Origin of the sequence: Zeimonas arvi (assembly GCF_008039575.1) — a bacterium.
Classification (GTDB): domain Bacteria; phylum Pseudomonadota; class Gammaproteobacteria; order Burkholderiales; family Burkholderiaceae_E; genus Zeimonas; species Zeimonas arvi.
The window spans coordinates 17,908-32,846 of sequence record NZ_VDUY01000005.1 but is presented as its reverse complement, the minus strand read 5'-3'; the positions used below and the strand labels follow the sequence as shown (position 1 = coordinate 32,846).

General features: G+C 69.7%; 15 protein-coding genes. 6 read left to right on the top strand and 9 right to left on the bottom strand.

Annotated features, from left to right (window positions below):
• Positions 1 to 43: 43 nt before the first annotated feature.
• Genes FHP08_RS12610 through FHP08_RS12595 form a run of 4 tightly spaced genes read right to left on the bottom strand, consistent with a single transcriptional unit; the run spans position 44 to position 3,765 of the window.
• Entirely contained in the window at positions 44 to 862 is an 819-nt protein-coding gene (locus FHP08_RS12610; RefSeq protein WP_147704839.1) for an enoyl-CoA hydratase/isomerase family protein, read from the bottom strand.
• Positions 843 to 1,778: a VOC family protein gene (locus FHP08_RS12605; protein WP_147704838.1), complete on the bottom strand. Its 936-nt coding sequence runs from the start codon at positions 1,776 to 1,778 to the stop codon at positions 843 to 845. The genes FHP08_RS12610 and FHP08_RS12605 overlap by 20 nt, the downstream gene beginning before the upstream one ends.
• Before the next feature lie 2 nt (positions 1,779 to 1,780).
• On the bottom strand, positions 1,781 to 3,022 hold the full coding sequence (locus FHP08_RS12600) for a CaiB/BaiF CoA transferase family protein (protein WP_147704837.1): 1,242 nt from the start codon (positions 3,020 to 3,022) through the stop codon (positions 1,781 to 1,783).
• Complete coding sequence (locus FHP08_RS12595; protein ID WP_147704836.1) at positions 3,019 to 3,765, bottom strand: GntR family transcriptional regulator; 747 nt, start codon at positions 3,763 to 3,765, stop codon at positions 3,019 to 3,021. The genes FHP08_RS12600 and FHP08_RS12595 overlap by 4 nt, the downstream gene beginning before the upstream one ends.
• A gap of 224 nt (positions 3,766 to 3,989) precedes the next feature.
• Here FHP08_RS12595 and dctP point away from each other — a divergent pair, with 224 nt between their 5' ends.
• The 5 genes from dctP to FHP08_RS12570 all read left to right on the top strand — a co-directional run bounded on the left by dctP (position 3,990) and on the right by FHP08_RS12570 (position 8,709).
• On the top strand, positions 3,990 to 4,982 hold the full coding sequence (gene dctP / locus FHP08_RS12590) for a TRAP transporter substrate-binding protein DctP (protein WP_147704835.1): 993 nt from the start codon (positions 3,990 to 3,992) through the stop codon (positions 4,980 to 4,982).
• Positions 4,983 to 5,059: 77 nt separating this feature from the next.
• Positions 5,060 to 5,545: a TRAP transporter small permease subunit gene (locus FHP08_RS12585; protein ID WP_147704834.1), complete on the top strand. Its 486-nt coding sequence runs from the start codon at positions 5,060 to 5,062 to the stop codon at positions 5,543 to 5,545.
• Positions 5,542 to 6,858 carry a TRAP transporter large permease gene (locus FHP08_RS12580; RefSeq protein WP_147704833.1) on the top strand — a complete coding sequence of 439 codons (1,317 nt, stop codon included), beginning with the start codon at positions 5,542 to 5,544 and terminating at the stop codon, positions 6,856 to 6,858. The genes FHP08_RS12585 and FHP08_RS12580 overlap by 4 nt, the downstream gene beginning before the upstream one ends.
• 6 nt (positions 6,859 to 6,864) lie before the next feature.
• Positions 6,865 to 8,319, top strand: a complete 1,455-nt coding sequence (locus FHP08_RS12575; protein WP_147704832.1) for an amidase — start codon at positions 6,865 to 6,867, stop codon at positions 8,317 to 8,319.
• 3 nt (positions 8,320 to 8,322) lie between these two features.
• Entirely contained in the window at positions 8,323 to 8,709 is a 387-nt protein-coding gene (locus FHP08_RS12570) for a response regulator (protein WP_147704831.1), read from the top strand.
• Positions 8,710 to 8,751: 42 nt separating this feature from the next.
• Here the strand turns inward: FHP08_RS12570 and ettA are convergent, their stop codons facing one another.
• The 4 genes from ettA to FHP08_RS12550 form a co-directional block, all read right to left on the bottom strand.
• Complete coding sequence (ettA, locus tag FHP08_RS12565) at positions 8,752 to 10,425, bottom strand: energy-dependent translational throttle protein EttA (RefSeq protein WP_147704830.1); 1,674 nt, start codon at positions 10,423 to 10,425, stop codon at positions 8,752 to 8,754.
• Between the two features lie 87 nt (positions 10,426 to 10,512).
• Positions 10,513 to 10,863, bottom strand: coding sequence for an arsenate reductase (glutaredoxin) (arsC, locus tag FHP08_RS12560; RefSeq protein WP_147704829.1), 351 nt, complete (start codon positions 10,861 to 10,863; stop codon positions 10,513 to 10,515).
• Between the two features lie 17 nt (positions 10,864 to 10,880).
• Entirely contained in the window at positions 10,881 to 12,038 is a 1,158-nt protein-coding gene (locus tag FHP08_RS12555; protein WP_147704828.1) for a serine hydrolase domain-containing protein, read from the bottom strand.
• Positions 12,039 to 12,054: 16 nt separating this feature from the next.
• Entirely contained in the window at positions 12,055 to 12,939 is an 885-nt protein-coding gene (locus FHP08_RS12550) for a class I SAM-dependent methyltransferase (protein ID WP_147704827.1), read from the bottom strand.
• A gap of 84 nt (positions 12,940 to 13,023) precedes the next feature.
• Between FHP08_RS12550 and ppk2 the strand changes: the two genes are divergently transcribed.
• The gene (gene ppk2, locus FHP08_RS12545) at positions 13,024 to 13,800 is read left to right on the top strand and encodes a polyphosphate kinase 2 (protein ID WP_147704826.1); all 777 of its coding nucleotides are present in this window, start codon (positions 13,024 to 13,026) and stop codon (positions 13,798 to 13,800) included.
• On the opposite strand, the gene ald is transcribed toward ppk2, so the two are convergent.
• Positions 13,775 to 14,905 carry an alanine dehydrogenase gene (ald, locus tag FHP08_RS12540; RefSeq protein ID WP_147704825.1) on the bottom strand — a complete coding sequence of 377 codons (1,131 nt, stop codon included), beginning with the start codon at positions 14,903 to 14,905 and terminating at the stop codon, positions 13,775 to 13,777. The genes ppk2 and ald overlap by 26 nt on opposite strands.
• Positions 14,906 to 14,939: the final 34 nt, after the last annotated feature.

Genomic DNA, 14,939 nt, shown 5'->3' with positions numbered 1-14,939 from the left:
CCGAGTTCAATGGTAGCGCGCGCTCGCGCACCGTGCATCGGCCTCAGTCGCGCGCGACCCGGGGCGAGTGCTTTTCGGCAGCGGCGCGCTGCGCCTCGCGGTGGTCGGCGCCGAACCACAGCCGGGCGAAGGCCTCGCGGGTCATTGCGCGGACCTCCCCGGGGGCGTCGACGCACGCGGTGACGAGACGCTTGATCTCGACGATGGAGGCACGCGACTTGTCGTCGAGCGCGCGGCAGAAGTCGAGCGCCGCACCGAGGGCGCTGCCGGAATCGCAGGCGATGTCGACGAGGCCCAGCGCGCGGGCGGCTTGCGCGTCGTGTCGTTCGCCACCCAGGAGCACGCGCATCGCCGTTGCGCGGCCGACCGTCCGCACCAGTCGTTCGACTCCGTCCCAGCCGGGGACGATGCCCATTCTTGCCTGCGGCAGCCCGAGGCTCGCCTGAGGACCGGCGATGCGGAGGTCGCAGGCGAGCGCGAGTTCGACGCCGCCGCCCAGCGCATGGCCGTCGATCGCGGCGATCACCGGCAACTCGAGTCGTTCGATCCGGCCGAGCAGCGCCCGGATGGCGTCGAAGGTCTCGTTCAGGCCGTCGGCGTCGTCAAACGCGCGATAGCGCTTGACGTCGCCGCCGGTGCAGAAGAAGCGCCCGCCGGCCCCTGTGACGATGATCGAGCGCAGGTCGCAGGCGCCGGCGTGCCGGTCGAGCGCCTGCCCGAGGGCGCGCGCGGTCGGCAGGTCGATCGAGTTGCCGGCGTGCGGGCGATCGATCGCCAGGACCAGGGCCGAGCCGTCGCGCCGGGCAAGCACGCCGTCCGGGGGCGCGGCTGGGCTGCCGGGCTCAGCTGCGTTCGACGACATGCATCAGGATTCCGCCGAGCCCCTTCGGATGGGCGAAACCGATCCGGGCCCGCCGCGAACCCGGCCGGCCGGTCAGGTCGATCATCGGCACGCCGGCCTGGTGAAGTCGCGACAGGGTCGCGTCGATGTCGGGCGCCTTCAGGGCAAGGTGATGCAGGCCCTGGCCGCGCGACTGGACGAAGCGGGTGATCGCTCCCTGGTCCTGCCGGGTGTCGCCAGGCCGACCGTGCTCGACCTCGCCGGACTGGCGCGGGTCGAAATTGGCCAGGAACTCGAGCTCGCAGTCGCCGACCGTGATGAAGACGACCCGCAGCCCGCCGACCGGTTCCGGCTTGCGGTTGTGATAGACGACGCCGTACTTGTCGGAGGTGAAGCTCTCGATGGCCATCGAGACCTCCATGTCGGTCTGGCGGCTCTCCACTTCGAAGCCGAGCTTCCCCGAGAAGACCGCTTCGGCTGCGCGCACATCGGTGCTCGCGACGCCGACATGATCGATCCGCTCGATGATGCCCGCAGGGTGGGGTGCGAGTTCGAGCGGGCGGGTCAGGCAGGTGCGAAGTCCGCAAGTGCGCTCCGGCGGCAGCAGGTAACGCTCGCGTCCGCCGAGCCCGTGGACCGGTGTCCCGGCGACTGGAGCCAGGCCGGTGCCCTGGAGCTGGCCGATCGCCCGGTCGAGGTCGTCGACCGCGAGGGCCATGTGGTGCAGGCCGGGGCGTTCGTGGCCGTCGACCATCGGGTCGCCGGGCGCGAAGACCGCCAGCGCGCTGCGGCCGATGCTGAACACCGGCACCGTCGCGCCGCCGCTCGCGCCCTGCAGGTCGTTGCGGGGGAGCCCGAGATGCTTGCCGAGCACCGTGCAGGTGGCGTCGACGTCGTTCGAGACGAGTGCGATGTATGCGAGCTTGCCAGTGGCCATGTTCAGGAATCTCCTTGTTCGATGCCGCGCACCACGCCGGCGTCGAGCAGCGCCTGGATCCGTTCAGGCGGCAGCCCGAAGCCCTCGAGCACGGCGGCGGTGTCCTGGCCGAGCAGCGGCGGGGCGCGACGAACCGAACGTCCGCCGAGCGAGCTCATCCGGATCGGGTTGGCCAGTTGCTCCAGCCGCCCGATAGTCGGGTGCTCGATCTCCTCGACCATCCCGGTCTGTCGCACGTGCGGATCGCTGAAGACCTGCTGCAGGTCGAGGATCGGACCGGCGGGCACGCCGAGCTTCACGAGCGCCTGCGTCCATTCCATCTTGCCGCGCGTGGCGAAGCGCTCGTTCAGCCGGCGCTTGACCTCGTCGCGTCGGGCGGCGCGCTTGGTGTTGCTGTCGAAGTCCGGGTGATCGATCAGTTCCTCGAGCCCGACCAGGCGGCAGATGCTCGCCCACATGTCGTCGGTGGCGCCCGCCATGTTGAACGGGCCGTCGGCCGCCGCGAAAGTGCCGTATGGACAGATCACCGGGTGGTCGTTGCCGGCCACGCCCGGGGTCTGGCCGAGCGAAAGCTGGCGCTGGCCCTGCACCGTGAGCAGGCCCACGAGCCCGCCGAGCAGCGAGATGTCGATCCGCTGGCCCTGGCCGGTGCGCTGTCGCTCTATGATCGCCGCCTGGATGCCCAGGGTCGCCCACATGCCGCCCACCACGTCGCCGATCGGGATGCCGACCCGTGTCGGCCCCGATTCCGGCTGGCCGGTGAGGCTCATCAAGCCCGACATCCCCTGTGCGATCTGGTCCATGCCGGGCCAGTCCGAGTAGGGGCCGCCGCGCCCGAACCCGGTGATCGACGCGAAGACCAGGCCTGGGTTGCGCTCGCGCAGCGTTTCGTAGGCCATGCCCATGGCCTCCATCACGCCAGGCTTGAAGTTCTCGACGAGGATGTCCACTCCGGCCGCCATCTCGCGCAGCAGCTCGAGGCCCCGCGGGTCGCGGAAGTCGAGCGCGACGCTGCGCTTGTTGCGGTGAATGCTCAGGTAGTAGACGCTGATGCCGTCCTGGAACGGCCCCCAGGTGCGGACCATCTCGCCATCGGGCGGCTCCACCTTGATCACGTCGGCGCCGAGATCGGCGAGGATCATGCCGCAGAACGGGCCGGCGAGCGCGCGCGACAGGTCGAGGACCTTGAGGCCGGACAGCGGCAGGGCGGGTGCGCGGCCGGTCGGCACGGTGCTTTCGTTCATCGAGGATCGTCCTCAGTGCGGGCTTGTCGGTGCGCCGGATCCGGCGCCTTTTCGTCGATGGCACGGAAGCGCCGGACGAGTGCGCGGATGTGCTCGCGCGCCAGCTGGCCCGCATCGTCGGCGCGGCCTTGACGGATGCAGGCGAGCAACGCGTCGTGCTCGAGGATGGACTGTGCCGGCGAGTCCGGGACGCCGCTCATGACCATCTGATAGCGACGGAGCTGCAGGCGGATCTGCGCGTGCAGGCGGCCGAGGATCCCGTTCCCGCTCCCCGCCACCAGTGCGTCGTGGAATGCGGCGGCCAGCCGGTAGTAGGCATCGAGATCGCCGGCTTCGACCGCTACTCGCATCTCGTCTCCCATCGTCTGGAGAGCGCGCATCACGGCCGGGTCGCGATGGACGGCGAGCAGCTCGGCCGCCTTCGTCTCGATCATCTCGCGCACCTCGAAGAGCTCCAGCATCTCCTTGCGGGAAAGCGGGCTGATCGTCACGCCCCGGTGGGGCTGGATCGACACGATGCCCTCGGCCTCGAGCACCCGGAACGCCTCGCGCAGTGGCACCCGGCTCACGCCGAGCCGCTGTGCAAGATCGGTCTCCGTGAGTCGCGTTCCCGGTTGAAGCCGGCCGTCGATGATGGCGGCGCGCAGCGAGCCGGCGATTCTCTCGGCGAGCAGCTCCCGTCGCTGGAGATCCACCTCGGTGAAGGGGTCGCGCATCTGCGTCTGAGGGGTTGTTGCAGTCATCGAAGAAGATTGTAAGAGTTTTATACAATTAAACAAATAGACAATGACCGGCTCAGGCTACAATTCGATCGTGCATCTGCATGACGGGCCGCCGGTGGCGGCAGGCCGTGGCATTCCTTGACAGGATCGCGTCGACCTCAATACTCTCCGTCGACCCGCAGGCAGCACGCATCCGTCGCACGGGCCCCGACCCGTCACGAACATAGAAATACAGGAGGAGTCCGATGAAACGCCTGACCCGTCTTCTCGCCGTCTCGGCGCTCGCCGTCGCCACGGCGGCACCCGCGCTGGCCCAGGAGCTCAAGCTGTCGCACCAGTTCCGGGCGAACACCGACGGCCGCGATCGCGCCGCGCGCGTATTCGTCGAGGAAGTCAACAAGCGCGATCCGAGCCTCAAGTTCCGCATCTATCCGGGCCAGTCTCTCGGCATCAAGCCGGTGGCCCAGCTCGATGCGCTGCAGAACGGCACGCTCGAAATGGCGATCTACCCGCTGTCCTACGGGTCGGGCAAGATTCCCGAGTTCTCGGCGGTCATCCTGCCGGGCACCGTGCCGAGCCTCGATTTCGCGATGAAGCTGCGCGGCACCGCCTTCCACAAGAAGCTGCAGGCCGTCGCACACGCCAACGGCGTTCACATCCTCACCTGGTGGTGGACGCCCGGCGGCTTCGCGGCGAAGGACCGCGCGATCGCCGGCCCGGCGTCGGTGGCCGGCCTGAACATGCGCGCAGCGGATTCGACCTTCGAGTCGATGCTCAAGGCCGCCGGCGCGTCGGTGGTCAGCATGGCCTCGTCGGAGATCTACCCGGCGCTCCAGAGCGGGGTGCTGAACGCCATCCTCACTTCGTCGGAAACCTTCGTGAGCCTGCGCCTGTACGAACAGACCAAGCACGCAACGGTAGGCGGGGACTACAACCTCTGGATGCTGCTGCAGCCGATCCTGATGTCCAAGCAGCACTGGGACAAGCTCACGCCCGCGCAGCAGAAGATCTTCGAGGAGGCCGCCGCCAAGAGCGAGGACTTCTTCCTCGGGCTGCAGCGCGAATCCACCGACAAGATGATCGAGGCCTACAAGAAGGCAGGCGCCGAAGTCCGCCAGATGACCAAGGCGGAGTTCGACCAGTGGATCGAGCTCGCCCGGAAGACCTCCTGGCCAGAGTTCGCGGCCAAGTCGGCCGACGCCAAGGAACTGCTCGAGTTGCTCCAGCAGGTCAAGTGAAGCATCGCATCCAACGGGCCTGAGCGCCCCTGCGAGCCGGCCGCCACGTGCCGGCTCGCTGTTTTCCGGTCGGGAAAATGAAGCACTACGTCTGGTTGATGGACCGCCTGTCCATCGCATGCGCGGTGGTCGCGTCGGTCCTGCTGGCGGCATCGGCGGTGCTGATCACCTGGATGGTCCTCTATCGCGCGATGGGCTATTCGACCTACTGGGAGATCGAGCTGTCGGTCTACATGATGGTGGCGTCGATGTTCCTCGCCTCGCCCTACACGCTGATGACCAAGGGCCATGTGAGCGTCGACTTGCTGGAGCACTACCTGCCTTTCAGCGCCCGCCGGGCGCTGCTGGTCATCCTGGCCCTGCTCAGTCTCGCAGTCTGCGGGTGGCTCGCATGGGCCACCTTCGAGTTCGCCTTGCATGCGTACACGAGCGGCGAGCGCAGCGAGAGTGCGTGGTCGCCGCTCAAGTGGCCGCTGTTCATGACGATGCCGATCGGCTTTGGCCTCACGGCGCTCCAGTACATCGCCGAGCTCGCTCGGCCCGAAACGCCGGAGGCGGCATGAGCGAGCTCCAGATCGGCCTGCTGGTGCTGGTCGTCACCCTCTTCGTCCTGTTCTCCGGCCTGCCGATCGCCTGGGGGCTGATGCTGGTCTCCGTCGGCTTCCTCACGGTGTTCGCCGGGCCGGCCAGTCTTGCGAACGTCCCGCTGGTGCTGATCGACGAGCTCGCCTCGTTCGCGTTGCTCACCATACCGCTGTTCATCCTGCTGGGCGCGGCGGTCGGCACGTCGGCAGCGGGCCGCGATCTCTACGAGTCGCTGCATCGCCTGCTCGACCGCGTTCCGGGGGGCCTGGTCATCTCGAACATCCTCGCCTGCGGGGTGTTCGCGGCGATCAGCGGATCGAGCCCGGCCACGGCCGCCGCGATCGGCAAGGCCGGCATGCCCGAGATGATGCGCCGCGGCGTGCCGCAGGGGCTGGCGGCCGGATCGATCTGCGCGGGGGGAACGCTGGGCATCCTGATCCCGCCCTCGATCACGATGATCCTCTACGGCTTGTCGACGGAGACATCGATCGGCCGGCTGTTTCTTGCCGGGGTGGTGCCGGGGATCATGCTCGTCGTGTTCTTCGCGCTGTATGCCTGGTTCCAGACCATGCGCCACAGGAGGCTGATCAAGGAAGAGGCGCCGGTCTTCTACACGTTCGCGCAGAAGATGGAGGGCCTGGGTCGCGTGTCGCCGTTCATCGCCATCATCATCGCGATCGGTTTCGCGATGTATGGCGGCCTCGCCACGCCGTCTGAAGTGGCGGCGATCTCCGCCATTCTGGCGATGGCGCTCGTCATCATCATCTATCGCGCCTGGCGGGTTCGCGACCAGTGGGAGATCTTCCGGGCCACGGTGCGCGAGTCGACGATGATCCTGATGATCATCGCGGCGGCAGCCGTGTTCTCGTACATGATGTCGCTGCTGTACGTCACCCAGACTGCGGCGCAGGCGCTCGTCGACCTGAACCTGAACCGCTGGGTCCTGCTCGCGGCGATCAACGTGTTCCTGCTCGTGGCGGGCATGTTCCTGCCGCCGGTCGCGATCATCCTGATGATCATGCCGATCCTCACGCCGGTCCTCGAGGCGGCCCAGTTCGACCTGATCTGGTTCGCGGTCATCCTGACCATCAACCTCGAGATCGGATTGATCACGCCGCCGGTCGGACTGAATCTCTACGTGCTGCGCGGCGTGGCCCCTCAGATTCCGTTGCCGGTCGTGCTGAAGGGCTCGATGCCCTTCGTGATCATCATGCTGTTCGCGATCGTGCTCATCTCGGTCTTCCCCGACATCGCGCTGTGGCTGCCGAACCGGATGATGGGATTCGGCTGATCCGAAATGAACGACATCACCGACCTCGATGCGCTCGCGCTGTCGCAAGCGCTGCGCCGGCGCGCGATCTCGTGCCGTGAAGCGATGCGCGCCTACCTGGACCGGATCTCCAGCCTGAACCCGGCGCTCAACGCGATCGTTTCGATGGAGCCCGAGGAGCGCCTTCTGGCTCAGGCCGACGAGCGCGACCGGCAGCTCGCGCGCGGCGAGTGGCTGGGCTGGATGCACGGGATGCCGCAGGCGCCCAAGGATCTCGCGCAGACCCGTGGCCTGCGCACCACCTGGGGCTCGCCGATCTTCCGCGACTTCGTTCCGGACCAGGACGCCGCGATCGTCGAGCGGGTGCGCGCCGCCGGCGCGATCCTGGTGGGCAAGACCAACGTGCCCGAGTTCGGTCTCGGCTCGCAGACCTTCAACGAGGTGTTCGGGCCCACGCTCAATCCCTGGAACCCGTCGAAGACGGCCGGTGGCTCGAGCGGCGGGGCGGCGGCCGCCCTGGCCGCGCGCATGCTGCCGGTGGCCGACGGCAGCGACATGATGGGCTCGCTGCGCAATCCGGCGGCCTTCTGCAACGTCTACGGCTTCCGGCCCTCGCGCGGGCGCGTGCCGAACACGCTGGCGCCCGATGCCTTCAGCCAGCAGCTGGCCACCGACGGCCCGATGGCCCGCAGCGTGGCCGACCTGGCGATGCTGCTTGCCACCCAGGCTGGCTACGACGCGCGCGCGCCGCTGTCGCTGGGCGACGATCCTTCGGTCTTCGCGCAGCCGCTCGAGCGCGACTTCGGCGGCGCGCGGATCGGCTGGCTCGGCGACCTGGGCGGCCACCTGCCCGTCGAGCCGGGCGTGCTCGAGCTCTGCCGCAACGCGCTGAGGGTGTTCGAGGCCCTCGGCTGCCGTGTCGAGGAAGCGCGCGTCGACTTCGCGCCCGAGCGGATGTGGCGGACCTGGCTCGCCTGGCGACGCTTCCTGGTGAGCGGCTCGCTGGTCGCGCACTACCGGGACCCCGGGCGGCGGCCGCTGCTCAAGCCCGAGGCCGTCTGGGAGATCGAGCAGGGACTGGCCACCAGCGCCCTCGACGTCCACGACGCCTCGGTCGATCGCACCGCGCTCTACCGGGCGGTGCTGGCCGCCTTCGAGCATTTCGACTTCCTGGTGCTGCCCACGGCCCAGGTGTTTCCCTTCGACGTGACCCAGCGCTGGCCGAAGTCGATCGCCGGGCGCGAGATGGACACCTATCACCGCTGGATGGAAGTGGTGATCCTGCCCACGCTCACCGGCTGTCCCGCCCTGTCGGTGCCGGCCGGCTTCGCGAGCGAGGGCGAGGCAGCGGGGCTGCCGATGGGCATCCAGATCGTCGGCCGGCCGCGCGACGACCTGTCGGTGCTCCAGCTCGGCCACGCCTGGGACCGCGCCACCGATTGGGCGCGGCGCACGCCCCCGGAGCCCCTCCAGGCAGCCTGAGCGATGGCCGAGCTCGAGCGCCGGGTGCTGATCGTCGACGACGACGAGCTCAATCGCCTGCTGCTCGAACACATGGTCCGGCAGCTGGGCCTGCAGCCGCTGTCGGCGACGGATGGCGAGACCGCGGTGCAGGCCTGCGCCGCCCAGCGTTTCGCCTTGATCATGATGGACCGGCGCATGCCGGGCCTTGACGGCTACGAGGCGCTTGCCCGGATACGCGAGGTCGAGGCGGCAGCAGGCCGATCGCCGGTGCCGGCGATCCTGCTCTCCGGCGACCTGGACCGGCCCGGCGACGCATCCCCGGTCGAGGCCGGCTTCGTCGGGGCGCTGCTCAAGCCCTTCCGCCTCGATGACCTCTCGACGCTGGTGGCGCGGGTGCTGGGCGACTGAGGGCGGGCTGCCCGGCCCGGCACCGGGCCAGGCCCGAGCCCCTCAGGCCGCCAGCGGCTTGTAGCGGATCCGCTCCGGCTTGTCCGCGTCGTCGCCCAGGCGGCGCCGGCGGTCGGCCAGGTAGTCGGCGTAGTTGCCCTCGAACCAGACGACCTGGCTGTTGCCTTCGAAGGCCAGGATGTGCGTGGCCACCCGGTCGAGGAACCAGCGGTCGTGCGAGATCACCACCGCGCAGCCGGGGAAGTCGAGCAGCGCCTGCTCGAGCGCGCGGAGGGTCTCCACGTCGAGGTCGTTGGTCGGCTCGTCGAGCAGCAGCAGGTTGCCGCCGGCGCGCAAGGTCTTGGCCAGGTGCAGGCGGTTGCGCTCGCCGCCCGACAGCTCGCCGATGATCTTCTGCTGGTCGCCGCCCTTGAAGTTGAAACGGGCCGCGTAGGCGCGGGCCGGCGTCGAGTAGCTACCGACCTGGATGATGTCCTGGCCCTCGGAGATTTCCTCGAACACGGTCTTCTTCGGATCGAGCGCGTCGCGGCTCTGGTCGACCCAGGCGGGCTTCACCGTGTCGCCGATTCGCAGGGTGCCGGCGTCGGGCTGCTCGCGGCCCATCAGCATCCGGAACATCGTCGTCTTGCCCGCGCCGTTCGGGCCGATCACGCCGACGATGCCGCCAGGCGGCAGCTTGAAGGACAGGCCGTCGAACAGCAGCTTGTCGCCGAAGCCCTTGCGCAGGCCCTCGGCCTCGACGACCAGGCCCCCCAGCCGAGGACCGGGCGGGATGTAGATCTCGTTGGTCTCGTTGCGCTTCTGGGTCTCGGCCGAGGCCAGTTCGTCGAAGCGCGCGAGCCTGGCCTTGCTCTTGGCCTGGCGGCCCTTCGGATTGGCGCGCACCCAGTCGAGCTCTTCCTTCATCGCCTTGATGCGGGCCGCTTCCTGCTTCGCCTCGAGCTCCAGGCGCTGCTCCTTCTGCTCGAGCCAGGAGGAGTAGTTGCCCTGCCAGGGGATGCCGTGCCCGCGGTCGAGCTCGAGAATCCAGCCGGCCACGTTGTCGAGGAAGTAGCGGTCGTGGGTGACCGCGATCACGGTGCCGGGGAAGCGCTCGAGGAACTGTTCGAGCCACTGCACCGACAGCGCGTCGAGGTGGTTGGTCGGCTCGTCGAGCAGCAGCATGTCGGGCTCGGAGAGCAGCAGCCGGCACAGGGCGACGCGGCGGCGCTCGCCACCCGACAGCGTGGTGACGTCGGCGTCCCAGGGCGGCAGGCGCAGCGCATCGGCGGCCACCTCGAGCTTGCGCTCGATCTCCCAGCCGCCGACCGCGTCGATCTTCGACTGCAGCTCGCCCTGGCGCTCGAGCAGGCGGTTCATCTCGTCGTCGTCCATCGGCTCGGCGAAGCGCTCGCTGATCTCGTTGAACTCCTTGACCAGCGCGATCGTCTCGCCGAGGCCTTCCTCGACGTTGCCGCGCACGTCCTTGGCCGGATCGAGTTGAGGCTCCTGGGGCAGGTAGCCGATCCGGATGCCGGGCATCGGCACCGCCTCGCCCTCGTACTCGCGGTCCACGCCGGCCATGATCCGCAGCAGCGTGGACTTGCCCGAGCCGTTCAGGCCGAGCACGCCGATCTTGGCGCCGGGAAAGAAGGACAACGAGATGTCCTTCAGGATCTGTCGCTTGGGGGGCACGATCTTGCCCACCCGGTTCATCGTGTAGACGTATTGGGCCATGTGTCTGTGTAAGTCTCTTCTGAGTGCAGCCTGATAGCGGATTCGGGGGAGCGCCGGGGCCGCGCGGCGATGCGCGCGGCCAGCGGGTCAGAGGATTTCCAGCACGCGCTCGGGCGGCCTGCCGATCACCGCGCGCCTGCCGCGAACGAAGATCGGCCGCTCGATCAGCCGCGGGTGCGCGACCATCGCGGCGATCAGCGCCTCGTCGTCGAGCGCGGGGTCGGCGAGCCCCAGTGTCTGGTGCTCGTCCTCGCCGGTGCGCAGCAGCGCGCGGGCCGGCAGGCCGAGCTTGCCGAGCAGCGCGCGCAGCGTGGCGGCGTCCGGCGGCTCGTCGAGATAGCGAACGATCGTCGGCTCGATGCCGCGAGCGACGAGCAGCGCCAGCGCGGCCCGCGACTTCGAGCAGCGGGGGTTGTGGAAGAGGACGGCTTCGGACATTCGGCCAGGCGGTCGGTTCAGGATTCGTCGAGCAGGAACTGCGCGGTGCGCCTGAACTCCATTCGCGACAGCATGCGCGAGCGCATGTTGGCGCCGAACTGGAGCGCGAACCAGCGCTCGCGGGGATGCAGCCAGACCACGGTGCCGCAGATGCCGAACCAGGTCAGCTCGCCGGCGGTGGAGGGGGTCGCGCTGGCGCCCCAATCCAGTCGCACCGCCAGCCCGAGCCCGAAGCCGAAGCCCGGCCCGGTGAAGCCGACCGGCCCGGGATTCAGCGCGTCGAGCTGGTTGGCGAACATCTGCTGCAGCGTGGCTTCCGACAGGAAGCGCCGGCCCGCGGCCTGGCCGCCGCCGACCAGCATCCGCGCAAAGCGTGCGTAATCGGCCACGGTGGACACCAAGCCGCCGCCGCCGCTCTGCATCGGCGCGCCCATCCGCTGGCCCAGCGCGTACTTGTCCGAGAAGCCATGCCACGGGCGATCCTCGGCATGGGCCCGCGCGAATCGGCCCACGGCGGCCTCCGGGACCGAGAAGCCGGTGTCGGTCATCCCGAGAGGATCGAAGAGGGCCTCGCGCAGCGCATCGCCCAGGCGCGCGCCGGTGACCCGCTCGACGACCAGGCCCAGCACGTCGGTGGAGAAGCCGTAGAGGAACTGCGTGCCCGGCTCGCAGGCCAGCGGCAGCGACGCGAGCGTGGCCAGCACTTCGGCGGGCGAGAGCGTGGGCAAGCGGCCGTCGAGGTCCGCCTTGGCGGCCGCCGCGCGCAGCGCCGGGTCGCGGATCTCGCCCAGGTAGGCGAAGCCGGAGGTGTGCCGCATCAGGTCGCGCACCGTGGGCTGGCGCGCCGCCGCCTTGCCCGAGGCGAGCTTCAGGCCGGCGAGCTCGGGCAGCCAGCGGTCCACGGGCGCGTCCAGGGCGAGCCTGCCCTGCTCGACCAGCATCAGCGCCAGCGTGCTGACGATCGGCTTGGTCATCGAAGCGATCCGGAAGACCGCATTCTCGACCATGGGCGCGCCGGTCTCGGGGTCGATCACGCCGGCGGCGCGGCTCGCGAGCACCTTGCCGTCACGCTCGACGTGGACCACCGCGCCCGGATAGTGGCGCGCCGCGATCTGCCATTCGAGGAAGGCGTCGAGCAATTCGGCGCCGCCTGGTCTGCGATTCGTCGGGTTCATGCCGGGGATTATGCCCTCACGCCTTCTCGAACTTCAGGGTGAAGCGGTCGCTCTCGCCGATCGCCAGGTAACGGTCCCGGTCGCGCTCCTTCATCCGAAGCGCCGGCGGCAGCGTCCAGACGCCCTCGGGATGGTCCTTCGTGTCGCGCGGGTTCGCATTGACCTCCGACCGGCCGGCCAGCCGGAAGCCGGCGCGCTCGATCAGCGCGATCGCGAAGTCCTCGCGCAGGTAGCCGCTGGCCATCTGCGCCTGCTGGCCGAGGTCATTGCGGCCCCGATGGTCGACCACGCCGAGGATTCCGCCAGGCTTCAGCGCGCGATGGAAGGCGCGCAGCGCGCCCTCGGCCTCGCCGCGCTCGACCCAGTTGTGCAGGTTGCGGAAGGTCAGGATGAAGTCGGCGCTCGCGGGCGGCGCGATCTCGTGCCGGTCGGCATTGAACTTCGTGACCAGCACCTGGTCGTAGAGGTGCGGCTCGGCTGCCAGGCGCTCGAGCAGCCTGCGGTGGTCGGCCAGGTAGCGCGCCGGCGACGTCTCGTCCCGGCTGGCCGCGATGTAGCGACCGCGGTCGCGCAGCCAGGGCGCGAGGATCTCCATGTAGTAGCCGGCGCTGCCGGGCAGGATCTCGACCACCGTGCTGTCGCGGGTGACGCCGAAGAAGGCGAGCGTCTCGGCCGGGTGCCGGTAGCGGTCGCGCGCCGCGTTCGCGGGCCGGCGGTGCGGCGCGGCGAGCAGCGGCTCGAAGGCCTCGATGCCCCGCCCGGCGCCGCGCCCCGGCGGCAAGGCGCAGGCGGCGAGCGAGGCGATCGGCAGCGCGCACAGCGCGCGGCGGGTCTCGCGAAAGCCGGGGCCGGTCGCGTCGAGGCCGGGGCGCGCGGCGCGGAAGCGGGGGCGGGTCGTCATGGTGATCCTCTCCTCGTGGTGCCCAGTATCGGCGTTATCCTGCACGCATTGCGCCGAGCCCGAGCCTGCGACCAGGAGCTTGCGATGAAGAAGCTGAAGAACGGAGACTACAAGGACCTGCTCGAGCCGATGGAGCTGGAGCTAAACAACGTGGCGCGCTGGCTGCAGCACACCGGCAAGCGCATGGTCGTGATCTTCGAGGGACGCGACACCGCCGGCAAGGGCGGCGTGATCAACACGATCGCCGAGCGCCTCAATCCGCGCCAGGTGCGCATCGTGGCCCTGCCCAGGCCCAGCGAGCGCGAGAGCACGCAGTGGTACTTCCAGCGCTATGTGGCCCACCTGCCATCGGCCGGCGAGCTGGTGATGTTCGACCGCAGCTGGTACAACCGCGCGGGCGTCGAGAAGGTGATGGGATTCTGCACCGACGCGCAGTACGAGCTGTTCCTGAAGCAGGCGCCGGTGTTCGAGAAGATGCTGGTCGACGACGGCATCCTGCTGTTCAAGTACTGGCTGTCGGTGGACCAGCAGTACCAGGAGGAGCGCTTCGCCGAACGCGCCGAGGACCCGCTCAAGCGCTGGAAGCTGTCGCCGATCGATCTGAAGTCGCGCGAGGCCTACGACGATTACGGCCGCGCGCGCGATGCGATGTTCGAGGCCACCCACACGAAGCACGCCCCCTGGCACGTGGTGAACTTCGACGACCAGAAGCGCGGCCGCCTGAACCTGATCCGGCATCTGCTCGACAACGTGCCGGACTGCCACCTTCCTGCCGAGCCCTTCGAGCTGCCGCCACTCCCGCACGAGCCGAAGAAGGAGAAGTTCAAGGGCCCGGTCAAGCCGATCCCGGAGAAGTACTGAGCGCGCGTTCCGGTTCGACGAACTCGCGGCCCAGCGCGGCAGCCACCGCCGGGTGCGTGACCTGCCCGGCCAGGGCGTTCAGGCCGGCGCGCAACGCGGCATTGCCCCGAAGCGCGGCCAGGCCGCGGTCGGCCAGCGCGAGCCCGTAGGGCAGCGTGGCCAGGTTCAGCGCGTGGCTCGAGGTGCGCGGCACCGCGCCCGGCATGTTGGCCACGCAGTAGTGGACGATGTCGTCGACCTCGAAGGTCGGCTCGGCGTGGGTGGTCGGCCGCGAGGTTTCGAAGCAGCCGCCCTGGTCGATCGAGATGTCGATCAGCACCGAGCGCGGTTTCATCGTGGCCAGCGCCGCGCGCGACACCAGCTTGGGCGCGGCCGCGCCGGCGACCAGCGCCGCGCCGATCACCACGTCGGCCTGGGCCAGCTCCTGCTCGATGGCCGCCTGCGTTGACGGGCGGGTGCGGATGCGGCCCGGCAACTGGGCCTCGAGCGCACGCAACCTGGGCAGGCCGCGGTTGACCACCGTGACTTCCGCGCCGGCGCCGGCCGCCATGCGCGCCGCCTGGGCGCCGGCCGTGCCCGCGCCGAGCACCAGCACGCGCGCCGGCGGCACGCCGGTCACGCCGCCCAGCAGCATGCCGCTGCCGCCGGCATTGCGCATCAGCAGCTTGCCTGCGATCGTGATCGCCAGGCGGCCCGCGACCTCGCTCATCGGGGCCAGCAGCGGCAGCGCGCCGTCGGCCTCGACCACCGTCTCGTAGGCGATCGCCGCGCAGCCCGACGCGAGCAGGCCTTCGGCCTGCGCGGGATCGGGCGCCAGGTGCAGGTAGGTGAACAGGATGTGCCGCGGCTCGAGCATCGCGAGCTCGGCCGGCTGCGGCTCCTTCACCTTGACGATCAGCTCGGCCTCGGCGAACACCGCGGCGGCGTCGGGCGCGATCGTGGCGCCCGCCCGCCGGTAGGCCTCGTCGTCGGCGCCGATCGCCGCGCCGGCCTGCGTCTCGACCATCACGCGGTGGCCGCGCTCGACGAACTCGCGCACCGACTCGGGCGTGAGGCCCACCCGGTACTCGTGCGTCTTGATCTCCTTCGGGACTCCGATCCTCATGAGTCGCTCCTTGGTGCGGGCCGGGCGCGCCCGC